Consider the following 15,157-nt stretch of genomic DNA (forward strand, 5'->3'; position numbering starts at 1 on the left):
TTACCTACTGAACCGCCTCTGCAGCCAGTCGGAGCAAATCGGATGCACTTTGACCAATTTCAAACTTATCGAGAAAACATCGACGAGCCTGCCGCCGCATTTCATCGATTTGTCCCGGGCTCCGCTGGAAGAAAGCCTGAAGCGCATCGTCAAAGTCACTCGCCTGCGCAACGACAATGCCACCGCCAGAGGCTTCAATCTCGCGCCATATATTCACCTTCTGCGTCGTTAAGACTGGCGTCGAACACGCCATGGCTTCAGCAAGCACGATGCCGAAGTTCTCGCCGTGGGAAGGAAGCACGAAGGCCTGCGCGCCTCGGAAGGCACCCCATTTCAGATCCCCTTCAAGCATACCCGGCCATTTGATGCGATTTGAGATTCCAAGATCAGCCGCTTGACGCATGAGCTCGTGCTGAAGACCAACCTGATCCGGTCCGGCTATCACCAGCTGCATTGCTGCAGGGGCGTGTTTAGCGAACGCTGAGATCAAGCTATCGATCCCTTTCTTGGGATGGATGCGACTCAAGAACAGAAGATAGGGCTCGTCCCTCGTGAGCTCGCAAAAATTTCGGAATGAAGCGATCTGGGCAGTGGGATCTCCACTAGGGTTCGAGGCACCATAAGCAACGACCTCGCAGGAGTAATTTTGATACCCCCAAAATGCATTCTTAGCGAGTCGCCTCTCTTCTTCAGAAGTAAACAGAACCTTTTGCGCATCTCGCAAGACTTTGCCTTCAACTCCCAACCAGAACGCCTGCTTGAAAAGATGTTTGATCGGGTAGAACTCGCGATGCCATGGGTCGAGAGAGCCATGCAAGAAGACGAAATACGGCAACCCCGTTTTTCTTAATCCCTTCCACGACCCCAGAGAAATGTAATTCCATATGCAGTGGATTATCGCGACGTCGTAATTGCAGGCGTTCGAGACCACCCAATCGGTCAAGCGGGGATTGTAACCATAAATTGGCTGGGAGGGCCCCAAGGCAATTGTCTTGAATTCGGATCGCTTGACCCAGTCAGTGCTCGGATCGTCAAGCGTCGCAATATGCGTCTCGTGTCCCATTGCCGCCAGCGCCTTCGAGGAACGCAATAGCCCCGCAATAGGTCCGCCAGTTCGAGTATCGCAGCTCGCAATTAATCGCAAAAACTTCATAGGCTCGCGCTTCCAGAATCAACAACGGTATCATTCCGGACGAAGCGGTCTCAGCGTTTCGTCGCAGTGACTATGATCTCCGCGCTTCTTGTCATCCGCCCGATAGCGGTGAGCGCACGCCTATAAGCTTCCGGACCAAAAATTTGCAGGATTGGGTAACTCAACCGGCGCCCGTTATACCAATTGACGCGATCCGAGACGACATCGAACCCCGATTGTTTGAGCAAATTGCTTAGCGTTTGCCTATTCCAACAATGCAAATGATGGTTGATGTCGTCCTCGCGAATCTCCGAAAATGCATCTTCACAGGGAACGACGACTATTAGCCTGCCCCTGGCCTTCAATAACCCTAAAATGTTCTCGAGAAAGATTTTGGGCTCCGGTACATGTTCAAGAACATGTCGGAGAAGAATCCAGTCATACTTTTGACTTGGCACCAATTCCGACCAATCGGAATAAACTTTTACACCGAAGGCGGCACAATGGCTGCGTGCGAATTGAGACGGCTCAATCGCCTCAACGCTCCGAATCTTGCTGAGCTCGGCGATATTTATACCCGTCCCAGCTCCTATCTCCAGTACAGTCTCAAGGGGCTTAACCTCTGAGAAGTAAGTCACGATAGCGTACTGCCCCCAAGCACGCATCAATCTAGGGTCTGAGAGAATATCCTGGTGCCGGACGCGATGATAATCGTCGCCCGCCGGAGTTGAATAATCCATATCAGCCAAAACTCAGCGAGGGCTAACGCTGTTCGTGCTGGCGCCCACGCCACCACTCCCGGTATTGGGCGCGCTATTGGCCGTGGTGTTGTTGCCGAACACGACGATGCCGCTGCTGCCGCCGCCGGTGGGAAAGCCGCTGCCGGTCGGGCCGCCTGCGCCGCTGCCGCCACCGCCCGCGCCGCCGCCGGCCGCGGCGATTGCCACGTCGCCAGTCGCGGCCTGGTAGGCGGCGATCACGTCTGGGTTGCCGGTACCGGCGATCGCCGTTTGGATCTCATTGGCGTAGGCCTGATCCTGCTGCGCGGCCATGCGTGCGACCTGGGCGAGCCCGGCGACGATCGCGCGCATCTGGTCGGTGGTAGTCGCAGGATCTTTCAGCAGCGCGATCAGGCCCGGCAGCGTCGTTGGATCGGAGGCGCCGAGATCGCGCACGCGCGAGATCAGCTGCGGGCCGCCGGTCGGATATTGCTGCAGCAGGCTGTTGGGGGCCGCCTTGAACTCGGAAATCACGGTGACCGGCAGCTGGCGCTGCGGCGGGTAAATGGCGGCGTTGGCGGCCGATGTGATCGTGGCGGCGAGGGCCGCGGCGGCAGCCATGCGAAGCGCGTTTCTGATAACGCTCATAAAACAACCTCCAAAAAATCAGCTGCCCCGATCTGCTTCCTCGGCCCGGGCAATATGGCTGTGCAGTGCAAGAACCTAGCGAAAGAAAGAAGGGCTGTCCATTTATACTAAAATCTTCGTAAACGGCGCAACTGCTTCAAATCTAGACAGTTTTGTGAAGCTCGCCCTTCGCCCGCGGGGCTGTTGCTGCGGTTGCCGGGCAGCCCTCGCCTCGCGGTGCGGTAGCGACGGCATCCGTCGTGGGGCGAGCTTCCCGGCTGGAGAAGGACTGCGCCAGGCCCGTGCCGAAAAGCGCAAAGAACGGAATGCTGTAGCCGGGCACCTGGAGCGTGAAGTCGAGGCACGAATGCAAGAGCGACAGCGTTGCGGTCGCCGCCGCCGCCAGCGGGATGATGACGTCGCGCCGGCGGGTGAATACGCCCCGCGCCAGAACCAGCAGCATGATGGCCCAGCCGAGCGCCACCAGCAGCGCCATGGGGATGCCTACCTCGGAGGCAAGCTCCAGCGGCGTCGAATGCGCGGCATCCCAGACGCCGCGAATCGAGATGTTGGGGCTGCGATACGGCGGGAAGGCCCATTGGAAGGTGCCCATGCCGGTGCCGAACCAGGGATTGTCGGCGATGATCCGCAGCGTGGATTTCCAGGCCTCGATGCGGCCCTCGTCGACCAGGCCCTGGCTGTCGAAGCGGCTGGAGACGCGGCCGCCGAGCAGCTGCAGCAGGCCGAGCGCGACGGCAAGGCCAGAGCCGAGCGAGATCCAGATGCCGGTGCGCGGCGGCAGGTCTTTGCGCAGGAACAGCGTGAAGGCGACGATCATCGCCAGCAGCGACAGGCCGACGCCGGCGCGCGAGGTCGTCATGAACATCGCCATCAGGCAGATCAGCAGGCAGGCGAGCTGCGGCAGGATCTCTCTCGGCGGGATCGCGCGCAGGTCGAGCGACAGCCGCCGCCACTCGATGTGCCGCTCCGGCAGGCGGCGACGGACGTCCTCCAGGATCAGCAGCATCCAGATCACCGCGGCCGAGCCGAAATAGGCCGCCGCCGTGTTGCGGTTGATGAAGGTGCCGGTGACGCTGCCGAGATAGGCCGTCTTGTCGCGCCACAGGATCATGGTGGGCTCGATCAGAAACGAGAGTACGCCGTAAAGGGCATAAGCCGCGCCCGAGATCGCGATCACCCAGACGAGGCGGCGCGCACGCATCCGATCGGCGCCGACGGTGATGCCGAGCACGATGGCAAGGATGTTGGCGAGCGGCGCGCCGAGGGCGAAGAACGCCTCGTTCTTGACGATCGACGCCGACGGAGCGATCGGCACGCCGAGCAGATCCGAGGCCTGCTTCCAGATCGGCTGGAACGGCGCGACCCAGGGATGGTCGGAGAGCTGCTCGTGCAGCACGAAAGCGTAAGCGGCGACGATCACGCCGATGCCGGCGAGCAGCCAGAGATGCGGCGTCCGCAGATCGCGCGTCGGCGCGAAGATCACCGCGATCCCGAGGCACAGGCACCAGAACGCGATCGACAGATCATTGGTCGAGCCGAACGGAAACGGCGCGCCGGCGGCCACGAAGAACAGGATGAAGGCCGCGGGCAAGCTCCATGACCAGCGAATTTTGGGAAGCCAAAGGCGCATCGTCGTTCTTGCGAGCTGTGCTCTGGGCTTAGAGGAAGCAATCGATGGGATAGATCTTCAGATCCACGTTGAGGCGGCTGTTCCGGCTCTGAGCGCGGAACGCGTAGAATAGTCCAAAGCTATCACTCCCCTGATCGAGCTTTATTCCGGGGGTTAATTCATCCGGCGGGACCAGAACGCCGATGTGCCGGGTGATGGCGGAAATCTCGATCCGCCCCTCCCCTTGCGCAAAATGCCCGCCGAGCTGGGTCACCGTGACCTTCGGCAGGCCGCGGCGCTGATGGCAGATCTCCTCCTCCCAGAGCTTGGTCTGTTGCACCAGCGGCTTGCCCGGCCCGTCGGGCACGACGATGTCGGGGAAGGACGGGCGCAGCATCCCGAAGAACTTGCTCTCCTTGGAGTTCGCCGAGAGGCGAACCGTGAAGGACAGCTCGCCCCTGGCGCCCTTGAGGCGCGACAGCACGGGAGCATCGGGCTCGGCGGACACCATCACGTCGATGCGGTGGCGGACGCCCAGCTCCGCGGCAGCGCCGAGCACCGGCCCGACCGGTGCAAGCGCGAAGGTAAGCGGGACGAGAGCCAGAAGACGGCAAAATGTTCGAAAGCGCATGAAGCCCCTTGCAAGACCGCGGGGTGACCGATGACCGGCGCGCCCGTGCCGAGTGGCGCCTTGATCCAGATCCCGGGCTCGTCGGCGCAGCAGAACCGCCTCGATTGCTAAACGAAAATGGCACCGGGACAAAGCCCCGGTGCCATCGATTTGGTCGATCAAGTCGGCGTCTTACGGCGCCAGCTTGATGTTGTTGCGGAAGATCAGGGCGTCGTTGGCGAGATTGATGCTGTCGCTGCCGGTCGCCATGATCACACGCAGGTAGTTCAGGAACTTGGCAACTTCGACGTTGCGCGAGTTCGAGACGTAGATGATGTCGCCGTTCTTCATCATGACCTTGGTGGCGAGGAAGAAGCCGCCGGGATCGCGGAAGTTCACGTTGAAGATGACCGGGATCGTCTCCGAGGTGTACTTGCTCACGTCGATGCCGAGCTGGGCCGCAACCTCGCGCGGCTCGCGACGATAGAGATACACGGCAGCCGGATCGGCCTGGCCGTCCAGGAGACCGCCGGCCTTGCCGACGGCTTCGCCGAGATTGATGCGCCAGGCGTCGAAGTTGAACTCGCCGCTCTGGCCGCTGGCGCCGAATGCCAGGAACTTCTGCTGCTCGCGGTAGACGTAGATGCTGTCGTCGGGCCGCACATAGACGTTGTTCTCGGGCGCCATCACGAGATTTTCGAATGGCACGGTGGCCCGCCGTCCGCCACGCTCCAGCATGACCCAAGTTTCGAAGCCCTGGCCCTTGATGCCGCCGGCGCGGGTGATCGCATCGAGCACGCGATCCTTCGCGCCAGCCGCGCTCGCGGGATAACGCGCCGGCGAATTGACCTCGCCGAGCACGCTGATCAGTTGGGTGCGCTGCGAGGACATCGCCACGACCGCCTGCGGCTCGATGGCGCGGTTGCCGATCCTCTCGACGATCGCGCGCTGGATTTGGACCGCCGTCAGGCCCGCCGCCTTGATCTGACCGGCATAGGGCACGGTGATGAAGCCGTCATTGTCGACCGACTGATCCGGGATCGTCACATAGTTACCCGGGCGGACGCCGGCTTCCGCCGGGATGAAGAGACCGCCTGCCGCGGCTTCGAAGATGGTGACGCTGACGACGTCGCCGATGCCGAACACGATGCTGGCAGGCGGGCGGCGGTCGGTGAACACGCCGGCGAGGCCCTTGGGCTCATGGGTGTGCAGGATCTTCACGGTGGCCGGATTGAGCGGCACCAGCTCGTAGGCCGGCGCGTTTTCCGTCTGGATCTTGTTGTTGACGTCGTCGGTGAGCGGTCCCGACCCCGGATTGGTCGAGCAGGCCCCGAGCGCTAAAGCGGCCAGCAGAAAAGCTGGCTTCAACACATAGGTCTTGGCAATAGATGACATGAATCGCGCCCGTGGGTCCCCAAGTGACGTAAATTGGTACGGCCTAGGGGGTGGTGCGACAAGGGTTCCCGCTGGTTAACGGAGCGATCCGTGGGCTACTGTTGCGTGCGGGCCACTGTTTGGGGCCTAGTTTAACCCTTTGTGACTATTTGTTGTATTTCGTGTGCCGAGTTCGACAGCAAACCGCCCGACTCAAGGGCTCGATGTGTCAAGTGCAAGGCTTCTTGACCTCGCGGCCATCTGCTAAGGCTGGGCCGTTAAGAGCAGGAAACCCGTGTCTGGCCTCCTTCTGATCCCGCTGTTGGCGGGCTCCCTCTTTGGCGCCGCCGATCGCACATGGGGCCCCGCCGTCGCCTGCCCTGGCAGCGCCGGGGCGTGGTGTCGCGGCGCGGCCGTTGTTGAGGTGGCCGCCCCTGCGTCCACGTCCGTCTGGAAATTCACCCGGACCCAAGGGGCCAAGGGCGGCGAAAGCTTCGCGGCCATCATGAAGACTGCCGACACCACCCAATCGGACCCGGACTTCGCCGGCCTGATCGTGCGCTGCGCCCCGAAGGGCAAGGTCGATGTGCTGGTGGCCTTGATCCGGCCCTTCCCGCCCCGGAGCCGCCCCAAGCTGACCATCGCGGCGAGCGGCGGCGGCACCCTGAGCTTCGAGGGCAGCATGGCGGCCGCGGGAGCGGCCGTGCTGCTCCCCGACGAGGTCTCGGCCTTTGCCGCCGGAAAGTGGCAGACGACGGCCTCCCTGTCCGTGGTGGTCAGGGAAGGCGACAGCGAGATCAAGGGTATGGTGGCGCTCAACGGGCTGCGGGAGGCCTATCATTCGCTACTGGCAAATTGCGGCCAATAGGCCAAATTTAGCCATACAACTTAAGGGTCTTTTTAGGCGGGGAATCTAGGGTCCGGAGCACGGAGAGTGTTTCGGATGACCGCCTTTTTGATTTTCAGCTTTCTCACAGGTGCCGTGCTGGGCCAACGCTTTCGCGTGTTCGTGCTCCTGCCGGTCACATTTGCGCTGGTGCTCACCATGCTGCCGGTCAGCATGATGACCAGCCTGGGCTTCCTTGACGGCATGAAGGCTGCGGCGTTCGCCGCCATCGCCCTCCAGGGCGGTTACCTCTTCGGTTCGGGCGCGCGCTTTGCCCTTGCCGCCGCACGCGCCACCCGCGTCTTCGGTCGACCCGTCAAGGCCACCCGCTGATCGCGGCGCAGGCCTCTGTTTTGAAAACCACACGCCCGCTTGTATGGTGACCTGACTCGTTTCAGGATTCCCTTCGAGCGCGCCGTTTGTCCCTCGCTTATTTTGCCCTCATCGTTTCCATCGTTTCCGCTTCCGCTCTCGGAATCGCCGGCGCCGAATTCGGTGCGCAGCTCGGGACGATGGCCGCTGCGCTAGGCTTGCTGGCGGCCGCCGCGAACACGCGCAAGGCCGACTACGAGCACTATGTCCGTGCGACCTCCTGGGGCCGCTGGATTTTGGTCGCCGTTCCGCTCTGCATCGCGGCCCAGCTCGCTCCGCTTCCGCTGCGCTTTGCGCATCCGATCTGGGCCAGCGCCCACGAGGGGATCGGTGGCCTGTCGCTCGGGCCGATCACGGCCGATATCGGCTTGACGGTGAACGCATTGATGCTGGCGCTGGCAGCGATCGCGCTGCTCGGCGTAACGATTGTCGTCGTTCGCGATCGTGGCCGCGCCGAGTTGGTGCTGTTTGTCTTGGCTGGCGTCACCGCCGTCTCGGCCTTAACCCTGGATCTGCATCGGCTCGCGCCGGCAGTGGCAGGGGCCGCCGCGACGTCCGAGCTGGCAACAACTCTGGCCGGGTTCGGTCTCATCCTGAACCTGGCGGTCATGCAACTCGCCGCAGAGCGCGCCGAAACCCGTCATTCGCTACCTCGCTCGATCGTGCTTGGTCTATTGGGCCTTACGGGCGCCTTGATCAGCGCAGCTGCGGTCTTTGGCTTTTCCGACGCCAACAATGCGGTCGCAGCAAGCTTCGGCGTCGTGCTGATCCTGCTGATCCTCGTGATCCGCAGACTGGATCTGTCGCCATTGGCCGCGAGCGCGTTGTCGGTGGCAGCCCTGATCGGCGCGGCGATCGTGCTGACCTTCCTGCTCGAGAAGAGCTCCGGACCGATCCTCCTGCGCCTCGTCCCGGAGATGGGGGCCGAAACGAAGGCTGCGCTCGAGCGCATGCTGGCCGATACACGCTGGTTCGGCGCCGGCGCCGGGACATTTTCTGCGGTGGGCAGAATCTATCAGAGCGATGCCGGCTCCGTCCTGACCACGCCCTCGGCGGCCATATCGGTGTTCGCGGGGATGGGTTGGGTCGGCTTGGTCACCATGATCGCGGTGAGCCTGCTCGCTTTGGTTCGCCTGTTCTTCGGCGCCCTGCAGCGCGGACGCGACTCGTTCTTTCCCGCTTCGGCCGCGGCCTGCGTCCTGTTTGCGCTGGTTCAGAGCTTTGCCGGTCCCGGATTGCTGCACCCGGCAGCAATCCTTTGCCTTTCGGTGATCTTGGGACTGGGGCTGTCGCAGAGCGTCAGCCAATCCGGATCACGATAGCGCGCGGGTGATCAGACCGCGCGGTCGCCGAGCGAGGCCCAGTAGTTCGGATTCTTGGGCGACTGAATGCGGACCCAGCGATAGGGCTTCTTCGACCACGGCATGATGTGGCCGGAGAGATTGTCCAGCACGAGATCGCCGGAGAAGGTGCGCACCACGACCACGAGATGATGCTCGCCCCAGCTGGTCACGACCTCGCTCAAGAGCACCGAGCGCGCCGGAAAGCCCTTGGCGATCAGATCGTGGCGTTTTGTTACGGCGTAATCGTTGCAGTCGCCGCTCGCCGGATGCAGCAGCCATTTCTCGCCGCGCAGCCCTTCCAGATTGGCCTCGGGGCGGATCGCGGTGTTGACCCGCTGGTTGACCTCCTGCATCTGCGCCATGCGCTCGGCCGTCAGTTTCAGGCGACCGCCGCGGAAGACGATCCGCTGCGGACGCGGTTTGCACTCGTCCTTGTACTTCAGGCAGAAGATGGTGAACGCCATCGGCGCCAGCGTCGGCTGGTCGAACTTGATGTAGTGGATGGCACCGCGCAGCCCCATGGGCACGCCGACGAAGGCGGCTTCCGCTTTCTGCTGCACCCCCGCAGCAACCGCGATTGCGGCCACGGCCGCCAGGAACTTTACCACTTTGCGCATGTCGCGCTCCCCGTTCTTGTTGGGGAGACGCTACGCGAGACCTCTTGAAATACGGCTCAAAGGCCACGCGAGGCTTTAATCAAAATGCGGGCTCATCGGTCAGGAACAATTAAGAATACCGATGTGTGACTTGTTCTGCTAAGAGCGGTCACGACGTTCCGCTCGTGACGCTGGAAGCGATTCGACCGACCTGATGGGCCTTTCCTCCCGCTTTCGAAAGAAGACCAAGCCTCGGCTTCCCGATGGCGTCCGCGTCTATGCGATCGGCGACGTGCACGGTCGTGCCGATTTGCTTCAATCGCTGTTAACCGTGATCGACGTCGATCTCGCCCGCTCGGCTCCCCAACGCGCCATTCAGGTCTTTCTCGGCGACTATGTCGATCGCGGCCCGGACTCACGCGCCGTTCTTGATCTCCTGATCGCGCGCTCGAAATCGCACGAGACGGTCTGCCTGAAGGGCAACCACGAGGTCTTCCTGCTCGAGGTCCTCAAGGACCCCGCCCGCCTGCAGGAGTGGCGCCACTATGGCGGCCTGCTGACGCTGGTCTCCTACGGCGTCACGCCGACGATGAACCCTTCCGCGGAGGAGCAGGTCGAATTGATCGAGGGACTGAGACGTGCGCTCCCGCCGGAGCACCTCGCCTTCCTCCAGCAATTGCCCTCGTCCTTTACCTGCGGCGACTTCTTCTTCGTCCATGCCGGCGTCAAACCGGGCGTCCCGCTCGATCGCCAGAAGGATGAGGATCTGCTCTGGATCCGCGAGGAATTCCTCGCCTCCGAGGAGCGCTTCGGCAAATACATCGTGCACGGCCATACGCCGGTCAGCGCGCCCGATATCCGGTCGAACCGCATCAACATCGACACCGGCGCTTATGCCACCGGCAACTTGACCCTGTTGACGATCCAAGGCGATAGTCTTCTCGCAATTTGAAAGCTTAGGCCGCAACTTCGGTGATCACGCTTCGCGCCATTGGCATCTTGACCGCGATCGCGCTGGCGCTCCATGCCGGCATGACGTTCTATGGCGATCTGGTGCGGCCGAACTTTCGCGCCAGCGACTTGTTCTCGGGCGAGATTCCGCCGGACAAGGCCAAGCTCGCGGCCGCGGGCAGCCTGGCATCCGTTTCGTGGGATGGCGACCTCCTGGCAAATCATGCGGCGGCGATGGCCGCCGACGTTCTGCATCGTCCGTCGGCCGAGGCAGGCGGAAGGGCCAGCGAGAACAAGACGGCCCAAGCCGCTGTCGTGGCAGCCTTGAAAGTCTCGCCGATCAGGCCGGCGCTCTGGCTCACGCTCGGGACGCTACAGGCCCAGGCCGGCGAGACGGTCACGCCTGCGGTGAAGATGTCGTACCTGACCGGGTCGGTGCCGATCGACGTTGCCTTGTCGCGCGTTCGCACCGTGACCTCGAGCGCAGCTGCAACCGACGAGGAGATCAAGCTGCTGGCGCAATCCGACATCCGGTCGGCGCTGGCGAGCCGCTCGCGTTACGAGCCGCTGCTGGTCGCGGCCTTTGTGCAGGCAACTCCGCAAGGCAAGTCGCTGCTGCTGGAGACGACGAAAGTGACCGATCCCAGATTCAACGAGATCTTGCGGCGGTACTAACTCAGCGGACCGATTTGGGGTTGACCGGCAGGAAGTCCTGATCGCGGCGCGGCTGGTCGGATCGTCCCTGGTAGATGAACATGCCTTTCTTGGTGGCGACGATGTCACCTCGCTGCAGGCTGTCGTCGCGAAGCAGGCGTTCGGTCGCGACAAGGTCCGGATCTTCCGGAATGGGCTTGTAGAGCGCCGGATGCTCGCGCCGCTCGCGCGCTGCCTCCTTGGCACGGCGCCGCGCATCCTCGATGCGCTGCCGCCATTCGTCGCGCGAGACTTCCGCCTCGCTCGGCGGAAGATAGTCGTTGATGGACGGCTCCGGCTCAGTCTGAGCACGGCATGAGAGCGGGCAGGCATAGAGAGCCAATCCGACAGCGGCCGCCATGGCCGCTTGAGCCGGCGCGCGCGCCAGTCTCCGGCGGTCTGACAGGGACTTGCAGCGAACGGGTCGCACTCCGATCACTCCGATTGGGGGCCGAGCGGTCGCCGCAACTTCAGCTGATACGGCTACCGATTGCAACATTTAGCACCGCGGCAGCCATCCCTTCAAAAAGCGAAAAACAACCCCATGCACAGTAGCCGTCACCAGCCAAATCAATGGCTTACGTATTCCCGAAATTCGATTTGATCCGTCGGGCAAAACAGGGGTAGTATGGCATGATCCGAGGCAGGCCGACCGGATGATTGGTGGACCCGAGATCCACGTCCGTGATCGCCTTACGGGGCAAACTGCTCCGTTCTCGCACCAGGTCATCACAGCCGGTTTCGGCATTCGCTGATGGAGTAGCCGAGAATGCGAGCAAGACCGACATTGCTGTTAAGTGTTGCCGCTGCGGCGTCCGCCATGCCTGGCTTGCTGGCTCACGCCAGTCCCGCCTGCGTCAAGGAGCGTACGCCGTTTGAGTTGTCGCAAGACACCGTGAAATGGACGATGTCGATCGCGCCTGGAGCCGATTGCATCCAGGGACTGCGATGGTCGTACATGCAAATCTTCAAAGTATCGGTCGTGAGCGGGCCATCACGGGGACAATTGGCGGTGGTCGGGTCCGGCTTCCGCTATTCGGCAGAAGCTGGGGCGCGCGGCAGCGACAAGTTTACACTGCTGATCTCGGGCAAGAACCGTCATGCTGCGGGGACATCGACCCTGGAGGTCGAAGTCAACCCGCAATAAAGGGTGGTAGCGCGGCTAACGCGATGAGACCAGGACAAAATCGTCATTACGCGGAGCATGCTCCAGAGCAGTACACTCTAATAGCGGCGGCTCGACCCGCTGCCCCGCGTCGTGCTCCCGCGATAGGGCCGGGCCCGCCCGTAAGTCGTCACGGGAGGCTCGATCCGGCTCGGGATATTCGGCGTCGCGTTGGGACGCGCGGGCTGCGACGGGTTGACGATGATCACATTGCGGTTGGGCGTCGACGGATCGCTAACGCCCTGGGCCCAGGCGCCCGCAGGCACCACAAGGGCGAGTGTGATCAAGACTATTCGTTTCATGCGATATCTCCCGAGCAAGAACGTCAGGGAGGCGAAGACCGTTCCTTCACGACGGCATCACGGTTCGTTGCGCGACCTCACCGCGGCACGGCGATCAGCTTGCCATTCCTCCAGACACCTTGGGCCGCCTGTCCGGTAGAACCGCTACCCACGTTCCGGACAGCCGTGGGCCGCGAGGCAGCCTGGGTGGTCTGCTTCTTTTTGTCGGTCGTCGTCACGATGCTGGAGCTCGTCGTGTTGGCCTGATCCTTGGTCCCTTGTGCAGAAGCAGACTGAACCAGAAAGGCCAAAAACATGATTGCTGTCAAAATGCCGCGCATGGTCACACACCGGAAGAAGGAGCAATGTCACAGGTTTCCGCCCAAAAGCAAGCGCTACGAAACGAACGCGCAGGACCTTTGCGGCCGGAGCATCAGCGTGTTTCACCGCAACCGACGCGATCCGGGGTGAAAAAACCTAGCGAAACGGCACTATCCGGGCTAGTTGATCGCTCTTGATGACCGAGACCGGCGACACCGCAGCCAACGCCTCGCAGGCGCAAGAGATCAAGGCCGGGCTCGTCCGCCTGTTGTCAGAGCGGATCCGCGAAGTCTCCGGCGACCCCAGGCAGATGCGGGATGTCGTCTACGAGCTGGCTCGCGTCAAGCTTCTGGAACAATTCACCCACGCCGATGCGCGGGAAGCGCGAGAGCTCCAGCAAGTCCTCGAACGCGCCATTCGGGAGGTCGAACGCGCCTTTGAGCGAAGCGAGAAGTCTGCACCGACCAGGGATGCCTCGGTCCCCGTGCCGAATTCTCCACCGGCGAACGTCCCCGTCCCCCCGCCCATTCCGACGCTCGCTGCCTCGGCGTCATCAGCCATTCCGATGGCTGCCGAGACGCCGCGGCGTCCTGCCGCACCGCCAGGATCGCCCGACCAACCCAAACGGAGCGGCGCTTTCAAGTCTCTCGTTCGATTGACCGCGATCCTCCTGCTCATTGCGGGCGCCGGCACCGCGGTCGTGTATTGGCCGCGGCTGAAGGCACAACTGACGGCATCGTCGCAGATGGCGCAGCCCGAACGTTCGGCCAAGAGCCCGGAGCCTCAGCTGACCGCGATTCCGACTCCCTCGGCCAGCGAGACCGCTGAACGAACCCCGGAGAGCGCAAAGGAGCCGGCGCCGGCGGCGCACCCCTCGATGCCCCTGCCGACGACGTTCGGCGTCTACGCCTTGAGCGAGGGCCAGCTCCATGAGCTCAAGCCAGTGCCGGGAAAGATTCCGGACCGGCGCGTCGCGATCTCGGCCGCCATCAACACGCCGAGCGCGACCACTTTGATGGACGGCGACGTCAAATTCATCGTGTTCAGGCCCGACGGGGGTGTCGATGCGACCGGGACCGAAGTTCGGGTGATCGCGAAAGTGTCCCGGTCGATGGGCATCGATGCCACGGGCAAGGCCGCCATGGTCAGCGCCGGCGATTCCTGGGTCATCCGCAGCATGTCCTACCCCTACAAGGTAGGTCCGATCGACGACCAGTCGAGAATGCTGTTGCTGCAACCGGAGCAAGACGGCTTCACGCTCGCGCCCGGCCGCTACGTCGTGGTGGTCAGGGGCATGGGCTATGACTTCACCATCGCTGGGACGATCACCGATCCCAACCAATGCGTCGAGCGCATCAATGCGGCGAACGGCGCGTTCTACTCGCCCTGCCCGCCGCCGCGGCGATAACGCAGCCTTTGTTTCCTATTTGGCCGGCTTGCTGTCCTTTGGCGCATCCGCCGGCATGTCGTCGACCTTGCCGTTGTTGGCGACGCATTTCTGGAAGTACTCGCGCTGGTCTTTGCCCGTTCCCTTGGCACTCCCCGCTGCGGGGTTGCCGATCTGCCTGGGCGGAAAGGCCTTGGCCACCGCGGCGTCGCATGCCCGCGCCACTTCGGCGGTGATGGCCGACGCCGTCGCCGGCACGGCCAATGTCAAAGCACCTGCCAATCCAACCAACGTCCGCAAATTTTTGACTGGCACCTCTTACGCTCCTTCAATCCATGAATGATTTTCGTAATCATATCAAAAAGGATCGAAGCACCAAACGGCAAACCGGTGAAGTGTCGTGCGATCTGCCGTACGTGCCGGTAGGGCTACCGCGGCGCCTCCTGACGGCGACTATGTTCACGCCTCGTCCTTCGAGACGGCGCTTGCGCGCCTCCTCAGGATGAGGCCATTTGGCGTCGGTGCTCGTTGACATTGCTGCTGCCGCGCATTCCCTCCTCATCCTGAGGAGCACGCTGAAAGCGGGCGTCTCGAAGGATGGCCGCAGACGCGTGACTAGCTGTTCAGCTGCGGCGGCTTGAAATCCGGAAAGCGCGTGAGCATTGCCGTCTTGACGAACTTCAAGTGGGCGATGCTGCTCGCCAATTCCTTGAGCCGGCGCTGGCCGTTCGAGATGTCGGCAGCAAAGAGATCCTGATGATGATTATCGAGCGCCTCCCGCTCGAGATACTCGTCGGTGCCGTTCCCGAAGGTGACGGAGGCGCGCGCAAGCGCATCGTCGACACGCCGGTTGAGCCCGGCCTGCTCCCTCTCCGCCTCCTGCAAGGCGGTTTCGATCGCGGCCAAAACGGCACCGATCCGCCCGCGGTCAGTCTCCGCATCACGCTCGGCCGAGCGGGCCTTGAAGGTTTTATCCTCGCGGCGGGAGCCGAGAAGATTGTGTGCGCGCGCTCTCAGGAACAGCTGAAACATCCGGGCCATCCCACATACGAGATCCAGGCGGGTACCAT

The 15,157-nt window shown here is 62.6% G+C and carries 19 protein-coding genes; 7 read left to right on the forward strand and 12 right to left on the reverse strand.

What is annotated here, in order from left to right; genetic code table 11:
• Positions 1-4 precede the first annotated feature (4 nt).
• The 6 genes from ACM43_RS05075 to ACM43_RS05100 all read right to left on the reverse strand — a co-directional run bounded on the left by ACM43_RS05075 (position 5) and on the right by ACM43_RS05100 (position 6,113).
• A complete protein-coding gene (locus ACM43_RS05075) occupies positions 5-1,153 on the reverse strand; it encodes a glycosyltransferase (protein ID WP_271538552.1) in 1,149 nt (382 codons plus the stop codon).
• A 50-nt stretch (positions 1,154-1,203) separates the two neighbouring features.
• Entirely contained in the window at positions 1,204-1,872 is a 669-nt protein-coding gene (locus ACM43_RS05080; RefSeq protein WP_271538554.1) for a class I SAM-dependent methyltransferase, read from the reverse strand.
• Positions 1,873-1,884: 12 nt separating this feature from the next.
• Positions 1,885-2,499 (reverse strand): hypothetical protein, encoded by a 615-nt coding sequence (locus tag ACM43_RS05085; protein WP_271538556.1) that lies wholly within the window; start codon positions 2,497-2,499, stop codon positions 1,885-1,887.
• 142 nt (positions 2,500-2,641) lie between these two features.
• The gene (locus tag ACM43_RS05090; protein ID WP_271538558.1) at positions 2,642-4,090 is read right to left on the reverse strand and encodes an O-antigen ligase family protein; all 1,449 of its coding nucleotides are present in this window, start codon (positions 4,088-4,090) and stop codon (positions 2,642-2,644) included.
• A gap of 67 nt (positions 4,091-4,157) precedes the next feature.
• Positions 4,158-4,901, reverse strand: a complete 744-nt coding sequence (locus ACM43_RS05095) for a hypothetical protein (protein ID WP_271538560.1) — start codon at positions 4,899-4,901, stop codon at positions 4,158-4,160.
• 9 nt (positions 4,902-4,910) lie between these two features.
• A complete protein-coding gene (locus ACM43_RS05100) occupies positions 4,911-6,113 on the reverse strand; it encodes a polysaccharide biosynthesis/export family protein (protein ID WP_128262902.1) in 1,203 nt (400 codons plus the stop codon).
• Between the two features lie 274 nt (positions 6,114-6,387).
• Between ACM43_RS05100 and ACM43_RS05105 the strand changes: the two genes are divergently transcribed.
• From ACM43_RS05105 to ACM43_RS05115, 3 genes are all read left to right on the forward strand, one after another.
• Positions 6,388-6,960, forward strand: a complete 573-nt coding sequence (locus tag ACM43_RS05105; protein WP_271538565.1) for a hypothetical protein — start codon at positions 6,388-6,390, stop codon at positions 6,958-6,960.
• A gap of 75 nt (positions 6,961-7,035) precedes the next feature.
• Positions 7,036-7,311 carry a hypothetical protein gene (locus tag ACM43_RS05110; protein WP_036011249.1) on the forward strand — a complete coding sequence of 92 codons (276 nt, stop codon included), beginning with the start codon at positions 7,036-7,038 and terminating at the stop codon, positions 7,309-7,311.
• A gap of 197 nt (positions 7,312-7,508) precedes the next feature.
• Positions 7,509-8,672, forward strand: a complete 1,164-nt coding sequence (locus ACM43_RS05115) for a hypothetical protein (protein WP_271538569.1) — start codon at positions 7,509-7,511, stop codon at positions 8,670-8,672.
• An 11-nt stretch (positions 8,673-8,683) separates the two neighbouring features.
• On the opposite strand, the gene ACM43_RS05120 is transcribed toward ACM43_RS05115, so the two are convergent.
• Positions 8,684-9,310, reverse strand: a complete 627-nt coding sequence (locus ACM43_RS05120) for a transglutaminase-like cysteine peptidase (protein WP_271538571.1) — start codon at positions 9,308-9,310, stop codon at positions 8,684-8,686.
• A gap of 193 nt (positions 9,311-9,503) precedes the next feature.
• On the opposite strand from ACM43_RS05120, the gene ACM43_RS05125 reads away from it, so the two are divergent.
• Positions 9,504-10,241, forward strand: coding sequence for a metallophosphoesterase family protein (locus ACM43_RS05125; protein WP_271538573.1), 738 nt, complete (start codon positions 9,504-9,506; stop codon positions 10,239-10,241).
• Positions 10,242-10,261: 20 nt separating this feature from the next.
• The gene (locus ACM43_RS05130) at positions 10,262-10,915 is read left to right on the forward strand and encodes a hypothetical protein (protein ID WP_271538575.1); all 654 of its coding nucleotides are present in this window, start codon (positions 10,262-10,264) and stop codon (positions 10,913-10,915) included.
• A gap of 1 nt (position 10,916) precedes the next feature.
• Here ACM43_RS05130 and ACM43_RS05135 read toward each other — a convergent pair whose 3' ends face one another.
• On the reverse strand, positions 10,917-11,294 hold the full coding sequence (locus ACM43_RS05135) for a hypothetical protein (protein WP_271538577.1): 378 nt from the start codon (positions 11,292-11,294) through the stop codon (positions 10,917-10,919).
• Between the two features lie 459 nt (positions 11,295-11,753).
• On the opposite strand from ACM43_RS05135, the gene ACM43_RS05140 reads away from it, so the two are divergent.
• The gene (locus tag ACM43_RS05140) at positions 11,754-12,080 is read left to right on the forward strand and encodes an Ig-like domain-containing protein (RefSeq protein ID WP_244941382.1); all 327 of its coding nucleotides are present in this window, start codon (positions 11,754-11,756) and stop codon (positions 12,078-12,080) included.
• 77 nt (positions 12,081-12,157) lie between these two features.
• Here ACM43_RS05140 and ACM43_RS05145 read toward each other — a convergent pair whose 3' ends face one another.
• Together ACM43_RS05145 and ACM43_RS05150 are read right to left on the reverse strand one after the other, a co-directional pair.
• Positions 12,158-12,400, reverse strand: a complete 243-nt coding sequence (locus ACM43_RS05145) for a hypothetical protein (RefSeq protein WP_271538582.1) — start codon at positions 12,398-12,400, stop codon at positions 12,158-12,160.
• Between the two features lie 77 nt (positions 12,401-12,477).
• Entirely contained in the window at positions 12,478-12,720 is a 243-nt protein-coding gene (locus ACM43_RS05150; protein ID WP_036035522.1) for a hypothetical protein, read from the reverse strand.
• Positions 12,721-12,896: 176 nt separating this feature from the next.
• Here ACM43_RS05150 and ACM43_RS05155 point away from each other — a divergent pair, with 176 nt between their 5' ends.
• Positions 12,897-14,108: a hypothetical protein gene (locus ACM43_RS05155; RefSeq protein WP_271538585.1), complete on the forward strand. Its 1,212-nt coding sequence runs from the start codon at positions 12,897-12,899 to the stop codon at positions 14,106-14,108.
• 15 nt (positions 14,109-14,123) lie between these two features.
• Here ACM43_RS05155 and ACM43_RS05160 read toward each other — a convergent pair whose 3' ends face one another.
• Positions 14,124-14,345, reverse strand: a complete 222-nt coding sequence (locus tag ACM43_RS05160) for a hypothetical protein (protein WP_244941397.1) — start codon at positions 14,343-14,345, stop codon at positions 14,124-14,126.
• 357 nt (positions 14,346-14,702) lie between these two features.
• Positions 14,703-15,119, reverse strand: a complete 417-nt coding sequence (locus ACM43_RS05165; RefSeq protein ID WP_271538586.1) for a hypothetical protein — start codon at positions 15,117-15,119, stop codon at positions 14,703-14,705.
• Between the last annotated feature and the right edge of the window lie 38 nt (positions 15,120-15,157).

Origin of the sequence: Bradyrhizobium sp. CCBAU 45321 (assembly GCF_028128975.1) — a bacterium.
Lineage (GTDB): Bacteria > Pseudomonadota > Alphaproteobacteria > Rhizobiales > Xanthobacteraceae > Bradyrhizobium > Bradyrhizobium yuanmingense.

Coding starts and splice junctions, on each gene's coding strand:
- ACM43_RS05075 (WP_271538552.1), bottom strand. CDS start 1,153: ATGAAGTTTTTGCGATTAATTGCGAGCTGCGATACTCGAACTGGCGGA.
- ACM43_RS05080 (WP_271538554.1), bottom strand. CDS start 1,872: ATGGATTATTCAACTCCGGCGGGCGACGATTATCATCGCGTCCGGCAC.
- ACM43_RS05085 (WP_271538556.1), bottom strand. CDS start 2,499: ATGAGCGTTATCAGAAACGCGCTTCGCATGGCTGCCGCCGCGGCCCTC.
- ACM43_RS05100 (WP_128262902.1), bottom strand. CDS start 6,113: ATGTCATCTATTGCCAAGACCTATGTGTTGAAGCCAGCTTTTCTGCTG.
- ACM43_RS05110 (WP_036011249.1), top strand. CDS start 7,036: ATGACCGCCTTTTTGATTTTCAGCTTTCTCACAGGTGCCGTGCTGGGC.
- ACM43_RS05120 (WP_271538571.1), bottom strand. CDS start 9,310: ATGCGCAAAGTGGTAAAGTTCCTGGCGGCCGTGGCCGCAATCGCGGTT.
- ACM43_RS05125 (WP_271538573.1), top strand. CDS start 9,504: ATGGGCCTTTCCTCCCGCTTTCGAAAGAAGACCAAGCCTCGGCTTCCC.
- ACM43_RS05135 (WP_271538577.1), bottom strand. CDS start 11,294: ATGGCGGCCGCTGTCGGATTGGCTCTCTATGCCTGCCCGCTCTCATGC.
- ACM43_RS05140 (WP_244941382.1), top strand. CDS start 11,754: ATGCCTGGCTTGCTGGCTCACGCCAGTCCCGCCTGCGTCAAGGAGCGT.
- ACM43_RS05145 (WP_271538582.1), bottom strand. CDS start 12,400: ATGAAACGAATAGTCTTGATCACACTCGCCCTTGTGGTGCCTGCGGGC.
- ACM43_RS05150 (WP_036035522.1), bottom strand. CDS start 12,720: ATGCGCGGCATTTTGACAGCAATCATGTTTTTGGCCTTTCTGGTTCAG.
- ACM43_RS05155 (WP_271538585.1), top strand. CDS start 12,897: ATGACCGAGACCGGCGACACCGCAGCCAACGCCTCGCAGGCGCAAGAG.
- ACM43_RS05165 (WP_271538586.1), bottom strand. CDS start 15,119: ATGTTTCAGCTGTTCCTGAGAGCGCGCGCACACAATCTTCTCGGCTCC.